Source organism: Paenibacillus sp. FSL F4-0087 (genome assembly GCF_038020215.1).
Lineage (GTDB): Bacteria > Bacillota > Bacilli > Paenibacillales > Paenibacillaceae > Paenibacillus > Paenibacillus taichungensis.
The window spans coordinates 1,954,152-1,969,005 of sequence record NZ_JBBODJ010000001.1 but is presented as its reverse complement, the minus strand read 5'-3'; the positions used below and the strand labels follow the sequence as shown (position 1 = coordinate 1,969,005).

Annotated in this window: 15 protein-coding genes; 11 read left to right on the top strand and 4 right to left on the bottom strand. The window is 47.4% G+C overall.

What is annotated here, in order from left to right:
* The first annotated feature begins 1 nt into the window (after position 1).
* From MHB84_RS09200 to bioC, 7 genes are all read left to right on the top strand, one after another.
* Positions 2-781: a sirohydrochlorin chelatase gene (locus MHB84_RS09200; RefSeq protein ID WP_076291606.1), complete on the top strand. Its 780-nt coding sequence runs from the start codon at positions 2-4 to the stop codon at positions 779-781.
* Positions 782-1,114: 333 nt separating this feature from the next.
* Positions 1,115-2,473 carry an adenosylmethionine--8-amino-7-oxononanoate transaminase gene (gene bioA / locus MHB84_RS09195; protein WP_076291607.1) on the top strand — a complete coding sequence of 453 codons (1,359 nt, stop codon included), beginning with the start codon at positions 1,115-1,117 and terminating at the stop codon, positions 2,471-2,473.
* The gene (gene bioD / locus MHB84_RS09190; RefSeq protein WP_076291608.1) at positions 2,470-3,204 is read left to right on the top strand and encodes a dethiobiotin synthase; all 735 of its coding nucleotides are present in this window, start codon (positions 2,470-2,472) and stop codon (positions 3,202-3,204) included. The genes bioA and bioD overlap by 4 nt, the downstream gene beginning before the upstream one ends.
* A gap of 2 nt (positions 3,205-3,206) precedes the next feature.
* Positions 3,207-4,205, top strand: a complete 999-nt coding sequence (gene bioB, locus MHB84_RS09185; protein WP_341143028.1) for a biotin synthase BioB — start codon at positions 3,207-3,209, stop codon at positions 4,203-4,205.
* Between the two features lie 13 nt (positions 4,206-4,218).
* Positions 4,219-5,397 carry an 8-amino-7-oxononanoate synthase gene (gene bioF, locus MHB84_RS09180; RefSeq protein WP_076291610.1) on the top strand — a complete coding sequence of 393 codons (1,179 nt, stop codon included), beginning with the start codon at positions 4,219-4,221 and terminating at the stop codon, positions 5,395-5,397.
* On the top strand, positions 5,394-6,191 hold the full coding sequence (locus MHB84_RS09175) for an alpha/beta hydrolase (RefSeq protein WP_076291611.1): 798 nt from the start codon (positions 5,394-5,396) through the stop codon (positions 6,189-6,191). Before bioF ends, MHB84_RS09175 begins: the two co-directional genes overlap by 4 nt.
* A complete protein-coding gene (gene bioC, locus MHB84_RS09170; protein WP_076291612.1) occupies positions 6,172-7,035 on the top strand; it encodes a malonyl-ACP O-methyltransferase BioC in 864 nt (287 codons plus the stop codon). Before MHB84_RS09175 ends, bioC begins: the two co-directional genes overlap by 20 nt.
* 2 nt (positions 7,036-7,037) lie before the next feature.
* Here the strand turns inward: bioC and MHB84_RS09165 are convergent, their stop codons facing one another.
* A complete protein-coding gene (locus tag MHB84_RS09165) occupies positions 7,038-7,598 on the bottom strand; it encodes a TetR/AcrR family transcriptional regulator (protein ID WP_076291613.1) in 561 nt (186 codons plus the stop codon).
* Positions 7,599-7,766: 168 nt separating this feature from the next.
* On the opposite strand from MHB84_RS09165, the gene MHB84_RS09160 reads away from it, so the two are divergent.
* Entirely contained in the window at positions 7,767-8,693 is a 927-nt protein-coding gene (locus tag MHB84_RS09160; protein ID WP_076291614.1) for a ketopantoate reductase family protein, read from the top strand.
* Positions 8,694-8,768: 75 nt separating this feature from the next.
* The gene (locus tag MHB84_RS09155; RefSeq protein WP_076291615.1) at positions 8,769-9,185 is read left to right on the top strand and encodes a DUF4395 domain-containing protein; all 417 of its coding nucleotides are present in this window, start codon (positions 8,769-8,771) and stop codon (positions 9,183-9,185) included.
* 66 nt (positions 9,186-9,251) lie between these two features.
* Here the strand turns inward: MHB84_RS09155 and MHB84_RS31370 are convergent, their stop codons facing one another.
* Both MHB84_RS31370 and MHB84_RS31365 read right to left on the bottom strand, forming a co-directional pair.
* The gene (locus MHB84_RS31370) at positions 9,252-9,338 is read right to left on the bottom strand and encodes an NPP1 family protein (protein WP_411836514.1); all 87 of its coding nucleotides are present in this window, start codon (positions 9,336-9,338) and stop codon (positions 9,252-9,254) included.
* The gene (locus tag MHB84_RS31365) at positions 9,310-9,429 is read right to left on the bottom strand and encodes an NPP1 family protein (protein ID WP_375165365.1); all 120 of its coding nucleotides are present in this window, start codon (positions 9,427-9,429) and stop codon (positions 9,310-9,312) included. The genes MHB84_RS31370 and MHB84_RS31365 overlap by 29 nt, the downstream gene beginning before the upstream one ends.
* Before the next feature lie 508 nt (positions 9,430-9,937).
* On the opposite strand from MHB84_RS31365, the gene MHB84_RS09145 reads away from it, so the two are divergent.
* Both MHB84_RS09145 and rlmD read left to right on the top strand, forming a co-directional pair.
* A complete protein-coding gene (locus tag MHB84_RS09145; RefSeq protein ID WP_063568189.1) occupies positions 9,938-10,819 on the top strand; it encodes a diacylglycerol kinase in 882 nt (293 codons plus the stop codon).
* 108 nt (positions 10,820-10,927) lie between these two features.
* A complete protein-coding gene (gene rlmD, locus MHB84_RS09140; protein WP_076291686.1) occupies positions 10,928-12,565 on the top strand; it encodes a 23S rRNA (uracil(1939)-C(5))-methyltransferase RlmD in 1,638 nt (545 codons plus the stop codon).
* A gap of 152 nt (positions 12,566-12,717) precedes the next feature.
* Here rlmD and MHB84_RS09135 read toward each other — a convergent pair whose 3' ends face one another.
* Positions 12,718-14,379 carry a leucine-rich repeat domain-containing protein gene (locus tag MHB84_RS09135; protein ID WP_341143027.1) on the bottom strand — a complete coding sequence of 554 codons (1,662 nt, stop codon included), beginning with the start codon at positions 14,377-14,379 and terminating at the stop codon, positions 12,718-12,720.
* Between the last annotated feature and the right edge of the window lie 475 nt (positions 14,380-14,854).

Here is a 14,854-nt window from a genome sequence, read left to right as displayed (position 1 = left end):
GATGAAGAAACCGGGTGTACTCATCATTAGTCACGGTTCTCAGGAGAAAACCTGGGTAGAATCCGTCGATGACGCGGTCTCCCGGTTGAATCTGCCTGAACCCTTGCCCGTTGAAGCCGGGTTTCTTGAACTTGTGGAAGGACGCCTGATCCAGGACGGTATCAACCGACTGGAAGCACAGGGCGTAACCGATTTGTTGGTCGTACCTCTGTTTGTTTCATCCGGTAGTACACATGTGGATGAGATCGAGTATGCCATCGGTGCCAAAGACGCTCCGGAGCGTGAGACGGATCTGGAACCCTTCGAGGTGAAAGCACAAGTCCACTTCGGCTATCCTGTGGATAACGACGCGGATATTGCGGTCATGGTCTGGGACAAGGTAAAGGCCTTGTCGCAGCAACCAGAACAGGAGACGATCCTGTTAATCGGACATGGGAGTATTCACGATGGATTCCGTCAGCGATGGGAAGTGGGCATTTCTTCACTCGCACAGCGGGTGCATGAAGTCAGCGGTGTTGCTCATACCGATTATGCGCTGCTAAATCCGGATAGTGTGTACGATAAGGCGAAATACTGGAGTGAAGAGCGGGGGAGCCGGGTTATTGTGGCGCCGCTGTTTTTGAGTGCCGGTTATTTCACCATGAAGGTGATCCCGGGCCGACTGAAGGAACTGGATTACGTATATAGTGGTGAGACGCTGCTTCCGCATCCGCTATTAGGAACGTGGCTGGAGCGCCAAATTCAACTTTTACTGGAAAGATGTAATGAGGTTAAGGTTTAATTCAGGGAAAACAGATCGCTGCTAGCGATTATTCCCGTTATCTCTAACAATAGCTTAAACACAAACGGCAGAGATGCCGTTTTTTTTGTTTTTATATGTACTTTAGACCAAACACGCCGAAGCAGGCGTGTTTTTTCTGTATTAGGCAAAACCCTATACGAAGCGGAATTTCGGGTTCAATCCGCGGAGACAGAGTGCAGGGTGAGGGTTCTAACTCTGAAATGATTCTCTTTACAGGAAAGTTTTTGTCTGATAAGATGTCAACATTCAATTGTTAACCTTAAAAAATATTTTGGTTAACAATTGAAATGATCTAACGGAAGGTGATATCTTGTGACACATTATGAACGGCTTGCGGCTATAAATAAGGCCCATTTATGGAACCCTTTTACGCAGATGAAAGATTACAATAACTCCGATCCTCTCATCATTGAACGAGGTGAAGGCGTCATGCTCTATGACGTCCAAGGACGTGCTTATTATGATGGCTTCTCCTCGGTTTGGCTTAATGTTCACGGACATAACATACCCGAGCTGAACCAAGCCATAACGGATCAGTTGGAACGTGTTGCACATTCTACGTTACTCGGTATGGCTAATGTGCCAGCTATTGAACTTGCTGAGAAACTGGTAGAGATTTCCCCAGAGGGATTAAATAAAGTATTTTATTCTGATTCAGGAGCAACCGGTGTCGAGATCGCAGTGAAAATGGCGTTTCAATACTGGAAGAACCGAGGAGAAACCGGTAAAACGAAGTTTATCACGATGAATCAAGCCTATCACGGAGATACGATTGGTGCGGTAAGTGTCGGTGCAATTCCGTTGTACCATGATGTGTTCCGTCCGATGCTGTTTCCTACTCATGTCATTCCGTATCCTTACGTTTATCGACATGAGGATGGCGAGCGGGAAGCCATGGAAGCTACGTTAACCGCATTACGTAATGTACTTGAAACTAGTGCAGATGAAATCGCGGCTATTATCGTGGAGCCAATTGTGCAAGGAGCTAGTGGCATCCTGATTATGCCAGAGGGCTGTCTACGCGAGATGGCAGCACTTTGCCGTACATATGGTGTACTGTTCATAGCCGATGAGGTGGCGACAGGCTTCGGTAGGACAGGTGCTATGTTTGCTTGTGATCTTGAAGAGGTGTCACCTGATTTGATGGTGATAGGCAAAGGCCTTACAGGCGGCTACTTACCTGTGGCAGCGACACTGGCAACAGATGAGGTGTACAGCGCATTTTATGCCGATTATGAGGAGCAAAAGACATTTTTCCACGGTCATTCCTTCACAGGTAATCCGCTCGGCTGCGCTGTTGCTTTGGCTAACTTGAAACTATTTGAAGAGCGCAACCTGGTGGAAGGTGTAAGAGCAAAGGCGGCTTTTGTTGAGCAGAAGCTCTCCGTACTTAAAGATTCTCCACACGTCGGGGATATCAGGCAGAAGGGATTGATGTTAGGAATTGAGCTTGTACGGGATAAAGCAACTCGGGAACCGTACGATTGGGCTGAACGAATCGGCGTTCGGGTAACGGAGCGGGCCAGAGAGCTTGGCATGCTTACGAGACCCCTTGGCAATGTTGTTGTGTTCATTCCTCCTCTTGCTAGCACAGAGGCTGAGCTTGAAGCAATGATTGATATCTTGATGCAATCCATTTATGACGTCACCGAGGGTGGTTTGGAATCATGAATGGTTTTCGTGGATTATTCGTAACAGGTACGGACACAGGGGTTGGGAAAACAATTGTTACAGGGGCTCTTGTTGCTGCGCTTCGTGCTGAAAAACGGAATATAGGCGTCTGGAAGCCCGTGCAATCCGGTGCACTTCTTGGCAGCGGAGAAACCGATGCAGAACGCCTGTTGCAATACACCGGAATTGATGAGCGTGCCGAGCATGTGGCGCCATTTACGTTCCAAGCTCCACTGACCCCGATGCTAGCTGCCAAGCAGGATGGGGTGAAAATTACGCTACAGGAAATAATCAGTGCGGGTCAGCCACTGGCAAATCGATACGAGTCGATACTCATTGAAGGGGCAGGCGGCGTCGCTGTTCCACTGACCGAAGACTCTCTTGTAGTAGATTTGATCTCGGAGCTTCGAACACCGGCCCTGATCGTTGCGCGGACAGGTCTAGGTACGATTAATCATACACTTCTTACAGTGTCATACCTGCAGCAGCATGGGATTAAAGTCGTAGGTTTTATTCTGAACGATGGTGAATCTGATGAGATTTATAACGACTCCAGCATCACAACAAACGCGGAGCTGATTGAACGTTATTGCGGCATACCCTTTCTTGGACGTTTCCCCCGCTTGATGGACGAAATGAATACGGAAATGTTGATCCAGGTCATTCGAGAGAAGATCCAGTTAACACCAATCAGACAGGCATTAACAGTTCAATCCATGGAGGAGGAATGAAGTTGAAAACAACGGTAACTAATCTAGAATGGTCGTCGCTTGCGAAACGATCGTTGAATGGCGAATGTTTATCAATTGAAGAGGGACTTGCCGTGCTTGAAGCAAACGACGATGAGGTACTGCCGCTAATGCACGCGGCTTTCCAAGTGAGGCAATATTTTTACGGCAAAAAAGTGAAGCTGAATATGATCATCAACGCCAAAAGCGGCTTTTGTCCCGAAGACTGCGGCTATTGCTCACAATCTATCGTATCCACCGCGCCCATCCAAAAATACAGCTTGCTCGACAAAGAAACGTTGCTTGCAGGTGCACATGAAGCTATGGCGCGTAAAGCAGGAACCTATTGCATTGTAGCTTCAGGCAAAGGTCCCACGAATAAGGAGCTGGATCAAGTGGTAGAAGCGGTAAAAGAAATCCGTGAAACGATGCCACTTAAAATCTGTGCGTGTCTAGGAATCTTGAAGGACGGTCAAGCAGAACGTTTGGCTGAGGCAGGTGTGCACCGATACAATCACAACTTGAACACAAGCAAGGCCAATTATCCATCGATAACCACAACGCATACCTATGACCAGCGAATTGAAACCGTGGAAAAGGTAAAAGCATACGGCATGTCCCCCTGTTCCGGTGTCATTATCGGTATGGGTGAAAGTAATCAGGAAATTGTCGAGATGGCTTTGGCACTCCGTAAGCTTGATGCAGATTCAATTCCAATTAATTTTCTCATTGCGATACCGGGGACCCCTCTGGAAGGAGCTGGACGCACTCCGGCTATGAAGGCGCTCAAGGTACTGGCACTATTTCGGCTCATCTGTCCGTCTAAAGAGATTCGTGTTGCGGGTGGACGCGAGATCAACCTCCGTACATTGCAACCTTTGTCGCTGTATGCTGCAAATTCACTCTTTGTAGGTGATTATTTAACGACAGCAGGTCAGGAAATATCGAATGATCATCAAATGATTGAAGATTTGGGTTTTGAGATTGAGTTAAATGCACTTTAAGGCGGTACGGACTATGAATTGGATGGAAAAAGAACTTGCGTTATTGGCTGATGCCTCCAATGAACGTTACTTGCGTGATAGTGCCGCGGTTCCAGATAGCCCTGGTTATACGTGGAGAGGAGACCGGGTGCTCCTCAACCTGGCCTCCAATGACTACCTGGGACTTGCTCGACATCCCGCTATCATCGATACAATTCGCGAGGCGCTTCTTACCGAAGGAGGAGGCTCGGGCGCATCTCGCCTTGTGACTGGGAATCGACCGCTTTATGGCCGTCTGGAAGAAGCGCTGGCCACTTGGCAGCATAGTGAAGCTGCGCTTGTTTTTGCAAATGGTTATATGGCTAATTCTGGTGTCATTCGCGCACTCGTGGGCCGGGGTGATGTCGTTTTTAGTGATCAATTAAACCATGCCAGCATCGTGGACGGTATTGTGCTGAGCCGCGCGGAACATGCCCGGTATCGACATAATGATATGGAACATCTGAAGCTATTAATGAACAAACATCGGGATAAACGGCGTAAGTTGATTGTTACGGATGCCGTCTTTTCAATGGATGGTGATCAAGCACACTTGGAAGAGCTCGTTGCGCTCAAACAAGAGTACGGGGCAATGCTGATGGTGGATGAGGCGCACAGTGGAGGCATCTACGGGAAACGGGGGGAAGGACTTTGCTTTAAGCTTGGTCTGCATCATGATGTGGATGTGCATATGGGGACGTTTAGCAAATCATTCGGTTTATATGGAGCTTATGTCTGCGGCAGCCGAACATTAATCCGCTTTCTCGTTAACAAAGCAAGACCACTTATCTATTCAACGGCATTGCCGCCTTCTCTCGTAGCTGGTATTTCAACAGCGTTAACTTTGGTAAAAGCGGATCATTGGCGCCGCGAACGCCTTTACTCGGCAAGTCAATTATTTCGTTCTTCGCTTAGTGATGCCGGATTTCACGTTGGGACCGGGGACTCCCCTATTGTGCCGATAATTGTCGGTGAGAACGAAAGGGCTCTTCGTTTCAGTGAGGCACTTGAAGCAGGCGGTATTGCTGGGATTGCCATCCGACCGCCTACCGTTCCTGATGGCACAGCGCGAATCCGCTTCTCCTTATCGGCCGACCATACCCCTCAGGAACTGAATGATGCCAGCGCACAAATCTGCAAAATCGGACTGCAGTTAGGAGTGCTGAGCTCATGAGTGCCTTGGATAATAATCCGCTTCAAATTGAGCAAGAGAAAAATGGAACTATATTATGGTTAACGGGATGGAGCATGCCTGATGCCGTGTTTGGCCGTCTTCGCCTGTTATTGCCTGATTTTCGTCATATGTCTGTAGATTATAGTGCTGCGGATTCTCCAGAGGAAATGCTGTGTTTAACTGAAACATCAGTTAGAGATATGTTGTGCATTGAAGGAATAGCTTGCAGGGAGAGAGTTTCCCAAGGTCCGCTTCTAATATCAGGTTGGTCGCTTGGAGGTTTACTGGCGCTCAGACTAGCAGCTAAAGGTTACGCCGATGGCCTTGTGCTGTTCGGTGCAACGGCTCGTTTTACCCGCTCAAAGGAAGAGTTTGACCGTGGCTTGGCAGATGCATACGTTAGGCAGATGATCAAAGGGATTTTAAAGGATCAACACGCAGTTGAAGCCAATTTTCGAAAGATTATGTTTACGGAGCAAGAATGGGAGGCGGGTCTTGCTGAACGTCTACCTCATACAGGTAGCTGGACAACGCAATCACTACTGGCAGGCCTTCAGATTTTACGAAGCGAGGAATGCTTGTCTCAATTGCCCAATATCGATTGTCCGGTTCTTCTTATTCATGGGACTGAGGATAGGATATGTCCTTACGGTGCTGGATTGGAACTTAGCACTCAAATACCTCAAGCCGAGTTAATTACATTAACAGGCTGCGGGCATGCACCCTTTTTGGGAAAGGAAGTACACATCGCTGATGAATGGAGGAGATGGTGGCATGACCATTGGAAGAAGTAGTGTTGTTCAACGCCAATTTAATCGTAGTGCCACTTCTTATGATGCACATGCTCATATTCAGCGTTCTATGGCTGAGCAGCTAGCAAGATCCCTCGCAGAATGGAAAAACAAAGGGGTCTTAAGTGATCCGAGCATTCTCGAAATCGGTTGTGGAACAGGGGCATTGACTCAAATCCTAGTAAATGAATGGCCTAGTGCAAATATTACTGCACTTGATATTGCAACCGAGATGATCGAAGTGGCTTCAAAACGGTTCCGATCAGCACAGCATCCAGGTACTGGAAATTGTACAACGGATCGTTTACGTTTTCTACAGGCAGATATCGAAATGTGGGCTGTAAATGCTCCGGAGTGCTCCGTGGATATCATCGTCTCTAACGCGTGTTTTCAATGGCTAAGTTCGCCACAGGAAACACTGGGTCACCTGCGGCGAATGCTGCGCCCGGGTGGCTTGCTCATATTTACGACCTTCGGGCCTGATACATTTCGTGAGATGCATGAGGCATTTGATGAAGTTTATCGAGCCAACGGGATGGAATCACAGCGGCATGGACTTTCGTTTCATTCACCTGTTCAATGGGAAATCATGCTTCAGGAATCCGGATATTCTAGTTTCCATTGTGAGCGTTCGATTCATATGGAAAAGTATGCTTCGGCAAGAGATTTTCTGTATTCGGTTAAAGGAATGGGAGCCAGCACTTCAGAAGCAGCAACGATTCCTGGGTACAGTTTACGACGTTTGTTCACCAACATGTATAAGGAGTATGAGGACAAGTTCAGCATAAAGGGAGGAGTCTCTGCAACATATGATCTCCTGTTCATTCAATCCGTAGCTCCTTATTAACCCTATACCTGAGAAGGAAGAATCAGATGAAGCTCCAGCAAAGACATCAGTTCTTCGACGATCTGGTCGGCTGGATAAGGCATGGAATTCATGATCCACCATTCCAGCAGCCCAGCGGAGGCACAGGCCAGAAATTGTACTTTAATCTCCCGATTGATTCCCTTGTGAATGCCGCACGCATCAACTTGCTCTTCCACTCCCTGAATCAGGATGTTCATCAGCCGGTTTCGAAAGGCAGGAATGCCTTTTTGGGTTAATAGCGTGGTATAAACGGGAGCATGCTGCTCCAGGTAACGGAAGGTTGAGAGCAACGCGTCCTTGACGGTCATGGGCGTTGTAGGACTTTCCACCATGCAGCTCTCCACCAGCTGCTGCAAATAAGTCTCAATGCTTTGATCCAACAGATCGAACTTGTCCGTGTAGTGCAAATAGACGGTACCACGGTTCACATTGGCCCGATCAGCAATCTCATTAATCGTAATTTGCTCGAAATCCTGCTCTTCTAACAACCCGATAAAGGCATGGGTTATGGCTTTTCTTGTTTTGACAACTCGTCTGTCCATGGCTCCTCCTTTGATGTTTTCAACAATATGGATCCATTCGTTGATTATTCAACAATAACGGATATTTTAGCGATTGAAGCGTTGCAGATGCTTTGTTACTCTTATTTTATCAACAAATGTTGATAAAGCAACGAATATCCATAAAAATTTGAAATAGAGGGATAACTAATGAATATATTAGTGTATGGCGCAGGCGTTCTGGGCAGTCAGTTGGCGCAGGTTCTGGTACGTGGGGGAAATGACGTCACCATTCTGGCTAGAGGGAAGAGGGCAGAGGAACTGGAGAGAGATGGTATTGTCATTCGTCATGTGTTCCAGTTTAAAACGACCATTGATCCGGTTCGGGTAACAAGAGCGCTGGAAGAAAATGATGAATATGATCTTATTTTCGTGGTTATGAAGTATAACGATTTTCCATCGGTATTGCCTATTTTGGCAGCTAATCAGAGCAGGAAATTGGTGATCGTCGGCAACAATGCAGATGCACGAAGCATGCAAATCTTTTTGGAGGAAAACAGCAAGGTGGAGAAAAAGGTCGCCTTTGGTTTTCAGGTCAGCGGTGGGCGGCGGCAAGAAGACCGTATGTTATCCATTGGTGGAGCAAGCGGGCAAATGGTGATTGGTGGGCTGGACGGTGAGATTGCCTTTAAATCTAGACTGGATCAAGCGTTTGAGAAGACGAAATACAAGTTGAATTATCTGGATGATATCGATGCCTGGCTGAAAAGCCATATTGTGCCCATTCTGATGCTTAATGCGGTGAGCTTTAATGAGAAGCATGAGATGATCAAGCTGGACGGGAACAGGAAGCAACTCCAGCATATGATTGGGGCGATGGATGAGGGCTTTAGCGTGCTTGAGGCTATGGGTATAACGATTATACCGAAGATTCAGGCCAAACTGATTCGCAAACATCAACGGATGTTTTACCTTCTACTGAAGATGTATAGTATGCTTCCGATCTATAAACTGGTTGCGGGTTCCTTTGGGGAGATTGAGGCGTTAGATAATGCATTTACTGATTGGAAAAAGGCTACCCGCACGCCCACTCCTCATTGGGATGTGCTCAAAAAAGAATATTCTAATCTCAAATGAGATGACTATTGCTCAAAGTCCCGATCCCGACTACAATTAAACCAACTAATAAAATAGGGATAAGGAGATATGCAGATGCGGGAAGTGCCTATGCGCTATGTCAAAGCGAACCAGATTGGGATTGTGCTATTTGTTGTCCTGTCATTTCTGTTCAACCAGCCGTTAATTCTGGGAGCATTATGGATCATCCAAGTCATTGGTTTGGCATCCGGAGGCAAGCTTAATCTGTTTGTGCAGATTGGGAAGGCTGTGTTAACGGGAAAAGGGACAGAGACACAGGCAGTGGAACTGCAACGCTTCAACAATGTTCTGGCCGTATTATTTCTCACGCTGGCACTTGTCTCATTCGGCCTTGGTTGGCAGGTAGCAGGTTATATTTTCTCGTCGATGCTTCTCCTGGCTGCAAGTGCTGCATTGCTCGGTTACTGTGTGGGCTGCACCGTATATTTTTGGTATAAACAGCTCCGAGCTGGCAGAAAGATTGGTTTTTAAACTATATGTGATTGCAAAACACTCCCCTCCAAGTTCTGTGTCTACTTGAAGGGGATTTTACTTTTTTTATCTAAACCTGGCCTTGTTTAAATTGTTTGTAAAATTGCTGTCGTTCAACGGAACATTAGCACTGCCAAAATCGGTTGTATTCAGTGCCGAGACCGGAGGAAGGGGAGTCTTTCGGGAAGTACCATGCGTACATAATAGCCCATACGCCATTGTGCCATGCCGTACGCGAGTACACTTGGCCTCTGCTTGAGCTGCAGTCCTCATGATTTGAGAGGGTATTAGACTATTTCCGGCCCAAGCGGGCAGAATGGTGATGGATGGTTATAAATGACAGGAAAATCGATAGGATTAGATTCAAGAGGAGTGCTAGAGGTTTATTTTGTAAAGGATAGACAAGTTCGGAAGTGAACAGAGCGCATGCTCGTCATTGCTGGAGTAGGATAGTTCTTTAGGTTTTATCGTTATTATTATCCAGATGTAAAATTTCGTTATAATCGATATGAAAATAATTACTTATGTATCACAGGCTAGGACATCTTTACATTTGATGATATGATAGTACATAAAGGCTTTGGAATGAGACGGAATTCCTTATGCATATATATAAGTAGAGAAAAGTGTTGGGGCAGGATTAACGGACGTGAGTCATTGTGTAAAATGATGCCCGACTACGGTCACTCTCAGATAGTAAGAATATGAGGTCGTTCAGACTCATGGATAATGTGGAATAGGTGGCGTATGAGATGAAAAAAGCTCGCTTGATATATAATCCGACCTCAGGCCGGGAAGAAATGAAGAAACGTCTGGCAGACATTTTGCAGCGTTTGGATCAAGGTGGTATCGAAGCCTCGTGTCACGCAACAACGGGTGAGGGAGATGCAACCCGAGAAGCGGAGCTGGCGATTGAACGGGGATATGACATGATTATTGCCGCTGGCGGCGACGGTACATTGTATGAAGTCATCAACGGCATGGCCGAGCGGGAGAATCGTCCTCCGCTTGGTGTATTCCCTCTGGGAACAACCAATGATTTTGCGCGTGCGCTTGGTATTCCAAGACAGTGGGAAGATTACGTCGATCTGGTCATTAACCAGCAGCTTCGTCCGCTCGATCTGGGCAAGGCGAATGATAAATATTTTATTAATATTGCAGGCGGGGGTTCGTTAACCGAACTGACCTATGAGGTGCCAAGCCGTCTGAAAACGATGATTGGGCAACTGGCCTACTATATGAAGGGTATTGAGAAAATGGCGAGCCTGTCTCCGCAGGAATTGGTTATCCGTGCCGCGGGTCAGGAAGAAATTCATGATGAATTCATGCTGTTCCTCATTGCCAATACGAACTCCGTTGGAGGCTTCGAGAAGCTGGCTCCGGGTGCGACCATTGATGATGGTCTGTTCGATGTGATCGGTGTCCGCAAATGTAATCTGGCTGACATGATTCGCCTCGTAACCCTTGCGCTGCGTGGTGAACATCTGAACGACAAGAAGGTCGTTCATTTCCAAACGGATTATATGGAAGTAACGTCGCCGGGCTATGTGCAGTTGAACCTGGATGGCGAGTTGGGCGGCACATTGCCTGCGACATTCAAGAACCTGCGTCATCACCTGATGTTGTATCGTTAAGCGTAGTATGGATCGGTGAGAAAATGTGATTTCCTGTTGCCGTGGGCAGTGGGATCACGTATAATCTCATGGTGCCTGAAAATGAATGGAATCTCCCTTGCACAAGGGATGAACATATATGAAGAAAGAAGTGAATGTACGTTGTCTAATACGAACCGCAGCGGTCGTGGAAAAAACCGCCGGAATTCGGCTACCTCTCAGGGGCAAGGGAATGCTTCAGCATCCCGTCAGCCGAGTAAATCATCTCGTCCATCTACACGTCAGCAAGGGAAAGAGGTGCGGCCACAAGGCGCATCTCTTTCTGCCGTTCGTCCGAAGGGACGGGAACGTGAATCTGCACCAATCGAAGGACTTCCTGTAAGTAAAAATGAAGAGACCGTCATCGACATCATTGGTATGAACCATGACGGTGAAGGTGTCGGCCGTGCCAATGGATACACGCTATTCGTGCAAGGTGCGCTTCCGGGCGAAACCGTACGCGTGAGAGTGATGAAAACCAAAAAGCAGTACGGCTATGCCAAACTGCTGGAGATTGTGAAGGCAAGCCCAGATCGTGTATCCGCACCTTGCCCGATCTACGATCAATGCGGTGGATGCCAGATCCAGCATATGAGTTACGCCGGACAGCTTGCGTGGAAACGCCAGCTGGTGGTGGACAATTTGCAGCGGATCGGCAAGCTGAATGTGTTGGTGGAGGGTGCAGAAGGTGGCGAGCAACAGGGCATTCGTATACTGCCTACCATGGGCATGGACGAGCCATGGCGCTATCGCAACAAGGCACAAGTGCCTATCGGTGCAGCTGAAGGTGGCTTGGTGGGTGGTTTTTACGCCAAAGGAAGTCATCGGATCATCGACATGGACACCTGCCTGATTCAGCATGAGCATAACGATGAAGTGGTTGCGAAGGTTAAGGAGATCGGCAGTCATTTGGGAATCAGCGCATATAACGAAGAAACAGGCCGCGGACTTCTGCGTCATGTGGTTGTGAAGAAGGCTTTCCGTACTGGTGAGATGATGCTCGTTCTCGTGACGAATGGAAGAGACATTCCACACAAGGATGCATGGATTGGCAGTATCCGTGAAGCGATTCCACATGTGGCGAGCATCTGCCAGAACGTGAACAAGAAACAGACCAACGTTATCTTCGGCGATGAGACCCGCGTTCTGTGGGGCCGTGATGTGATCTACGATTATATCGGGGATGTACAGTTTGCGATTTCGGCGCGGTCGTTCTATCAGGTGAATCCGGTGCAGACAGAAGTACTGTATGGGAAAACGGTAGAGTACGCTGGGCTGAGTGGTAAAGAAACGGTGATAGATGCCTATTGCGGCATCGGGACGATCTCTCTTTTCCTCGCGCAACATGCGGATCAGGTGTACGGGGTAGAGATCGTGCCTGAAGCGATTGAAGATGCGCGTAGTAATGCGATGTTGAACGACATGAAGAACGTGAAGTTCGAAGTGGGTGCATCCGAAGACGTTATTCCACGCTGGAAAGAACAAGGCATCGAAGCCGATGTCATCGTTGTTGATCCACCGCGGAAAGGCTGCGATCCGCGTTTGTTGGATACGATTCTGGAGATGAAGCCGGAGCGCGTGGTGTACGTGAGCTGTAATCCGAGTACGTTGGCACGTGATCTGCGTGTATTGGAGGATGGCGGGTATCGCACGGTTGAGGTGACGCCGGTGGACATGTTTCCACATACGGTGCATGTGGAGAGTGTAGCAGTATTGGTTAGAAGCTAAACATAAAGATAAGGGGTTCGAGAATTTATACATGATTCTCGGAACCCCTTTTTGTCTTTGTTTTAATACCCTCCTTCATTTGTGAGTAATTCTGGAGTGCCGACAAACAGATCATACAGTAGTCTAAAACTCCCCATCATGCCAGCCGGTAATTAATACACATGCACACCCGCACCAAGCACGGACTTATTTTGCACAGAATTACCGGATAGATATACCTTTTGCAGATTAGGCAGCTGGCTTAGGGTCTCGATATTGGAAATGGCATTGTTCTCGAGATGAAGCTCTTCTATGGCCTGCCAGTTACTCATAAATTCCAGTGAAGCCAAGTTGCTGTCTTGCAGAGTGAAGGAACGTAGAGCGGTCATTTTGGCAAAGTAAGGCATCATCTGGTCAACTTCATTAACAGAGGTATTGTTTATGCTGAAATATGGCTGCTCTAAGGTCAATTGTTCAAGCACGTTGTTCTCCGCGGCTGCCTTTTGTTCAAAGTTCAGCCTACACTCGGAGCACACCAAAGATTTCACCTGCTTCAAACGAAATAAGGCATCGCTTTCCTTGAACAGTGACGAGTCGTAAATGCTTAGGGTCTCTAGGCGGGACAAGCCGTCCAGTGCACCTAGACGTGTGATTTCACTGATCTCCCAGAGGGAGAGTTGCTCCAGTTTCGGGAATTTCCCCAGCGTAGCCAAGTTTAATTCCCCGCTTCCGCCTCGGAGCGTCAGGCTGGTTGCGGCGGGCGCCTTTAGCCCCGGGAGAAAGGAGCCTGGGACTTCCACTCGGCCTACATTAGGTAAAGATAACGCCTCTGCGTTCTCATAGTAACCGGACAACGTTAATTCCCGCAGTGAAGACAGGCTGTTTATGCTCTTTACCGAGCCAAGCTGACTTAGAGAAGCCAGGCGTAGTTTAGTAATGGAGGCCTTGCCGGTCAAGCGCTCCAGGCTTGAAAAGTTTACATTTTCGATATCTAAAGTTTGTAGAGCAGGCATATTTTGTACAAAGTCGATGGACTTTACGTTGGTTAAATAGGAAAGCTGAAGCTCTTGAAGCTGGGTTAAGGCATACAGCGGCTGTAGGTCTGTAGCTTCACTGTAATGTATGGACAAGGATGATAGCCCGGTCATGGACGACAGCCATCCCAGTTCATCGACAAAGGTGAGCGACAGGGACTTGAGCGGCAGTTTATTCAACAAAAAGAAATCCGTTACGGACTCATCCACATAGGTAATGGATAAAGAGCTCAGATTAGGAAATTCCAACAGTAGGGCCAATTCCTGATTGCTGCGAAGCTGAGTGGAAAGCTCCGTAATTTTAGTCTTGTCGCCAAAGTAGCCCGAAAATGTACTAAAGGATTCGTTAAAAGCGCCTCCATAACTTTTTAATCCGGACATATGGGCCAAAGTGGTTTGGTCCGTCTGGGAGATTTCATAGCTATTCGTCAGGTCCAATGCCGTCAGTCCTTTAAAAGCTTCAAAATCTCGCTGATCAATCCGCTGGCTATTCAGTTTCTTGTCCTGAGTAATATAAGTGATCTTCTCGGCCTGTTCATCGCTGAAGGGATCGGAGAGGCTATATGTAAACGTCCACTGATCATTCTCCGAATGCTCTACGGTTAAATAGCGAATACGAGCCAGTTCCTCCTCTGTCGGCAAGGCAGACCCTTTATCGAAGATATCTCGCAAAAATGAGAGCATAACCTCGCTTTCGGGCATCTTTCGCACAGACAGATTGGCTTCTGTTTTTGGATAGGTGGAGCTGTTGCTATAATAAAAATACGTACCGATGGCGCCAGTTAGGACTAACATCAGCATCAGCAGTAGCTTTACGGAGGCAGCCTGCTTCAGCGGTGCTTTAGGGGGCGTTCCGTGGTAATGATTAATGGTCTGGTCTACGTAATGGACATGATTTTGCTTCAATAAAAGCTCTGTTTCACAATAGGGACACTTTAAAATCTCACCTTCTTTGTATTCAATTCTTCCGTTGCAATTGGGACAGTTTAACGGGATAAACGCCACGAATGTCCCCTCCTTCATTATGATGGTCATAAGATCATGCTGAACGGTCATCTGACTTCATTATACCTTGTGAATTTACGTTTGATGAGAGAAAGAAGTTTCACATAGCGAAGGAGCAGGGAAATCCTGCCCCTTTTTGATCTTTTTTAAGTATGGCTGGTGGTAAGCATTATTAAGAGGGGATCTGTTGTGAGTGCTGCGACGAATTTATTGCCGCGACCTGATCATCGGAACGAAGAACATGTCCGTACCCGTATCAGAATTGGTATTG

Coding starts and splice junctions, on each gene's coding strand:
- MHB84_RS09155 (WP_076291615.1), top strand. CDS start 8,769: ATGCGGGAAGTGCCTATGCGCTATGTCAAAGCGAACCAGATTGGGATT.
- MHB84_RS09175 (WP_076291611.1), top strand. CDS start 5,394: ATGAGTGCCTTGGATAATAATCCGCTTCAAATTGAGCAAGAGAAAAAT.
- rlmD (WP_076291686.1), top strand. CDS start 10,928: ATGAACATATATGAAGAAAGAAGTGAATGTACGTTGTCTAATACGAAC.
- bioC (WP_076291612.1), top strand. CDS start 6,172: ATGACCATTGGAAGAAGTAGTGTTGTTCAACGCCAATTTAATCGTAGT.
- bioF (WP_076291610.1), top strand. CDS start 4,219: ATGAATTGGATGGAAAAAGAACTTGCGTTATTGGCTGATGCCTCCAAT.
- MHB84_RS09135 (WP_341143027.1), bottom strand. CDS start 14,379: ATGCTGATGTTAGTCCTAACTGGCGCCATCGGTACGTATTTTTATTAT.
- MHB84_RS09160 (WP_076291614.1), top strand. CDS start 7,767: ATGAATATATTAGTGTATGGCGCAGGCGTTCTGGGCAGTCAGTTGGCG.
- MHB84_RS09145 (WP_063568189.1), top strand. CDS start 9,938: ATGAAAAAAGCTCGCTTGATATATAATCCGACCTCAGGCCGGGAAGAA.
- MHB84_RS09200 (WP_076291606.1), top strand. CDS start 2: ATGAAGAAACCGGGTGTACTCATCATTAGTCACGGTTCTCAGGAGAAA.
- bioD (WP_076291608.1), top strand. CDS start 2,470: ATGAATGGTTTTCGTGGATTATTCGTAACAGGTACGGACACAGGGGTT.
- MHB84_RS09165 (WP_076291613.1), bottom strand. CDS start 7,598: ATGGACAGACGAGTTGTCAAAACAAGAAAAGCCATAACCCATGCCTTT.